Source organism: Acinetobacter sp. UBA6720 (assembly GCF_002454215.1).
In the GTDB taxonomy this organism is placed as follows: Bacteria; Pseudomonadota; Gammaproteobacteria; order Pseudomonadales; family Moraxellaceae; genus Acinetobacter.
Genome location: NZ_DKIK01000073.1, coordinates 6,873 through 11,478 on the forward strand (window position 1 = coordinate 6,873; position 4,606 = coordinate 11,478).

At 42.9% G+C, this 4,606-nt stretch carries 3 protein-coding genes and 1 pseudogene; all 4 read right to left on the reverse strand.

Annotated features, from left to right (window positions below; all coding sequences use genetic code 11):
* The coding region (locus tag B4F08_RS06425; protein ID WP_291373861.1) for a hypothetical protein at positions 1 to 132 on the reverse strand (132 nt) is incomplete at its 3' end.
* Positions 133 to 624: 492 nt separating this feature from the next.
* Positions 625 to 2,289: a choline dehydrogenase gene (gene betA / locus B4F08_RS06430; RefSeq protein ID WP_291373859.1), complete on the reverse strand. Its 1,665-nt coding sequence runs from the start codon at positions 2,287 to 2,289 to the stop codon at positions 625 to 627.
* A gap of 118 nt (positions 2,290 to 2,407) precedes the next feature.
* Positions 2,408 to 3,880, reverse strand: a complete 1,473-nt coding sequence (gene betB, locus B4F08_RS06435; protein ID WP_291373860.1) for a betaine-aldehyde dehydrogenase — start codon at positions 3,878 to 3,880, stop codon at positions 2,408 to 2,410.
* Positions 3,873 to 4,500 (reverse strand): annotated as a pseudogene (gene betI / locus B4F08_RS06440) (transcriptional regulator BetI). The gene betB and the pseudogene betI overlap by 8 nt, the downstream one beginning before the upstream one ends.
* Between the last annotated feature and the right edge of the window lie 106 nt (positions 4,501 to 4,606).

Consider the following 4,606-nt stretch of genomic DNA (forward strand, 5'->3'; position numbering starts at 1 on the left):
GACTGCGTCAACAACAGGCTCGTTGCTGGTGGTTTGAATTTTTTTAGACGTGACGGGTCTAAATAAGAAAATTACGACTGCAATAATAAGCAGTACGATTAATACCAAAAGGTATTTTAAAAATTTGTTCATGCGATTATGACCTTGGGGACAGGTTTTGGATCGCTTTATAGCGAAGAGAAAATAACAATTATGGTGATAGAGATGCTTGTAAAAAATTAGCTTGGCAGAATTGAAGTAATACTTAAAAGCTCAAGCAGCCAAAGATTAACTTTTTAAGCTATCACGCATTTTTGATTTATGGATATTTTAGACTAAATATGTATTGACTTAGTAATTTTTATTGTAAATGATTTCGGTTAAATTATAAATATCAGTGATGTTTGTTTTTATTCATTGTTTTTATTGAGTTTTATTTGGGTGTAATTTCTGTATTTAAAATACGGATGTTGAATATCTATACAAGAGCCCAATCTTTTTAACGTTTAAATGTATAAGTTGAGTTGGAAAGTAAGTCCTAAAGATAAAGCAAGTTGTGATTATGTTGTTTTAGAAAATATGAATAATTGCCTGACCTTATTATCCTAAAGCTGAATAAAAGGTCAGGTTTTACGCCATTAAGATTTATGCGATTTCGGCGCGATAAAATGGAGCAGTTGAACGTGGTAAAGCTTGGTGACCACGTATTTGATCCGCGATTTTCTCAGCCATCATAATGGTCGTTGCATTTAAGTTACCTGTGATAATGAGCGGCATAATCGACGCATCAACAACACGTAAATTTTGCATCCCGTGTACACGACCTTGTCCATCGACTACCGCCATATCATCTTCCCCCATTTTACAACTACAGGATGGATGATAAGCCGTTTCAGCATGATTACGTACAAACTCGTCCAATTCAGCGTCGGTTTGTATCTCTTTTCCAGGGCTTATTTCTTCGCCTCGATAAGGATCAAGCGCAGGTTGTTGCATGATTTCTCGAGTAATACGGATGGCATCACGAAATTCCTGCCAGTCTTGTTCTGTCGACATGTAGTTAAATAAAATACTTGGATGGTCGAAAGGATTCTTAGAGGTCACATGTACTCGACCGCGTGAAGGTGAGCGCATCGAACCGACATGGGCTTGGAAGCCATGTTCTTTGACAGCATTGCTGCCATTATAGTTAATTGCAACAGGCAAAAAGTGATATTGAATATTTGGCCAAGCAAACTCTTTGGATGATCGAATAAAGCCACCTGCTTCAAACTGGTTGCTTGCTCCAATCCCAGTACCGTTAAATAGCCACTCTGCACCAATCGCAGGTTGGTTTTGCCATTTTAAAGCAGGGTAGAGAGAAACGGGTTGCGTGCACTTATATTGTAAGTACATTTCTAAATGATCTTGCAAGTTTTCACCTACACCCGGTAAGTCGTGTACAACTGGAATGTCGAGAGATTGAAGTAAGGTGCTTGAACCCACACCTGAACGTTGCAAAATTTGCGGTGATGCAATCGCTCCAGCACAAAGTAGAACTTCCTTATTAGCATAGACCTGAAGCAAGTTGTTTTGATTCGCCCCTTGAATATATTCAACACCAATCGCTTGTTTGCCACTAAACAAAATTTGATTGGTCATGGCGTGGGTAATAATGGTTAGATTCGCTCGACCTTTAGCCATATCCAAATAGCCGCGTGCAGTACTTGAGCGTCGACCTTTGGGGGTTACGGTTCGATCCATTGGGCCGAAACCTTCTTGTTGATAACCATTTAAGTCATCGGTGCGTGGATAGCCTGCTTGCACACCCGCTTCAACCATGGCGTGGAATAAAACATTGTTGTCTGATTTAGGCGTGGCGACAGAAACAGGGCCAGCATCACCATGATAGTCATTGCCACCAATATCACGGGTTTCAGCTTTTTTGTAATAAGGTAGACAGTCCGCATAGCTCCAATTTTCTAAGCCTTTTAAGCTAGCCCATTGCTCTAGATCCATGGCATTTCCACGGATATAACACATGCCATTAATCAGGGATGAACCGCCTAAGCCTTTACCGCGTCCACATTCCATACGACGGTTGTTCATGTGGGGTTCTGGGTCGGTTAAATATGCCCAGTTATAACGACGCCCTTGCAAAGGATAGGCCAAAGCAGCGGGCATTTGGGTGCGAAAGTCGAGACGATAATCAGGTCCACCGGCTTCGAGTAAGAGTACCGAAACATCTGGGTCTTCGGTTAGGCGAGCAGCCAGTACATTACCTGCAGAACCTGCGCCAATAATAATATAATCGTAGTGTTGAGAATGCATAATGATCCTTTTTCTATGGCAGGGCCACGTTGCATGAGAACGTGACCACATGTTGAGTTGAGGATGAAAAAAGAATAAATAAAATGGAGTAAGGATTTAGAGAGCTAAAATTCAGACTTTAAAAAATACTTTGGTATTCGCCCAGTTCAACTTGAACCGATTTGATGCGGGTATAGTGTTCAAGTGTGGTGATGCCATTTTCACGTCCAACGCCCGATTGTTTATAACCACCTACAGGCATTTCAGCAGGGGATTCGCCCCAAGTATTGATCCAGCAAATGCCTGCCTCAAGCTGATGAATAATGCGATGCGCTTGGGAAATATCTTGTGTGACCACACCCGCAGCTAAACCATAGCTGGTGTTGTTGGCACGTTGAATGGCTTCTTCGATACTGTCATAGCTTAAAATGCTCATGACTGGACCAAAGATTTCATCTTGCACGATGTGCATGTCGTCGTGACAGTCGGTAAACACGGTTGGTAATACATACGCACCTTGAGCAAGTGTTGCTTCGGTGGCACGTTGTCCTCCCATCAATAAGGTTGCACCTTGTTGTTTGCCTGACTCAATATAAGACAAGACTTTTTCCATATGGGGAAAGCTGACTAAAGGTCCAAAGTTGGTTTCAGCTTGCATGGGGTCCCCCATACGGATACGTTTGACACGTGCAATCACAGCTTGTTCAAATGCAGTCTTGAGGGTTTGCGGTACAAACACACGGGTGCCATTGGTACACACTTGACCTGAACTAAAGAAGTTCGCCATCACCGCAATATCGGCTGCGCGGTCAAGGTTGGCGTCGGCACAAATAATCAGAGGTGATTTGCCACCGAGCTCCATGGTGACTTCTTTGAGACTAGAAGCCGCAGCACTCGCCATGACCTTTTTACCCGTTGCCACACCACCTGTGAACGAAATTTTTTGAATGTCTGGGTGTTCAGTCAACCATTGACCGACTTCAGCACCAAAACCTTGTACAACGTTGAAAACCCCAGCGGGTACGCCTGCTTCAGTATAGATCTCTGCCAATTTTAAGGCGGTAAGCGGGGTTACTTCGCTGGGTTTAAAAATCATGGCATTCCCCGCAGCGAGGGCAGGAGCTGATTTCCAGAGTGCAATTTGAATGGGATAATTCCAAGCGCCAATGCCTGCGACTACACCTAAAGGTTCACGGCGTGTGTAGAAAAAACTACTTTCACGTAATGGCACTTGTTCACCTTGAATGGCAGTTGCAAGTCCCGCGTAGTATTCTAAAACGTCTGCACCAGTGACAATATCGACAGTAGAGGTTTCACTGAATGCTTTACCTGTATCGAGTGTTTCTAGGCGAGCTAACTCGTCATTACGAGCGCGTAAAATATCGACTGCACGACGTAAAATACGGGCACGTTCGACCGCAGTTTTGGCAGCCCATTCACGCTGTCCTTCTACAGCACTTTGCACGGCTGTATCGACATCAGCTTTGGATGCTTGTTGAATGGTGGCAATGACTTCACCTGTAGCAGGGTTGATACTGTCAAAGCTTTGACCACTGGTGGCATTGAAATATTGTCCGTGAATATAAAGCGAGTGAAGCTGTACATTACTCATTTTGTTGTTCCTGCCGTATCTGTTGAATTAAGCGAAGTTGCATATCGACATAGTCGTATGCAATAGAACGTGCCAAATCACGATCAAATGCTTGATGACCACTTAAACTTCCACGTAACCATAATCCATCAATCAGTGCTGCTAACCCTTTAGCTGCTTGGCTTGCCTGTGGTCTCGGCATGAGTTGCAAGAAATGAAACTTCAAATTTGAATAAAGACGTTGATCATTTATTCGTTGTAGGCGACCTAAGTCGGCTTGATGCATACTGGCAGACCAAAAATCTAGCCAAACCCGCATAGCAGTGTTGTTGACCTGACTGATGTCAAAGTTGGCATCAATAATGGCTTTGAGTAAATGTTCTGGAATTGGGTTGCACGACCTTTGCCTTATAGCTTGCCGTGGTCTCGGCTAAGACATTGAGCATTTGGCGCATGCAGCTGTGAATAAGACCTTGTTTATCGCCAAAATAATGGCTCACAATGCCCGTAGAAAGCTGTGCTTTTTTCGCAATTTGAGCAATGGTGGTGTTGGATAAGCCTACTTCGTGAATGACTGCATAGGCAGCATTGATAATTTCTTCACGACGCTCATGCTCAGGTTTTACTCTACGTTTATTCATGACAATCCAGAACAATTTGCCTTAAATTTAAAGGCGTTAGATTCAATAACTTACATGGAAAGTATCATAGCATTTTTTTATGATACTTATTATTGATTGAACGTTC

Excerpts from the sequence above, each read along its gene's own strand:
- betA (WP_291373859.1), bottom strand. The coding sequence starts at position 2,289 with ATGCATTCTCAACACTACGATTATATTATTATTGGCGCAGGTTCTGCA.
- betB (WP_291373860.1), bottom strand. The coding sequence starts at position 3,880 with ATGAGTAATGTACAGCTTCACTCGCTTTATATTCACGGACAATATTTC.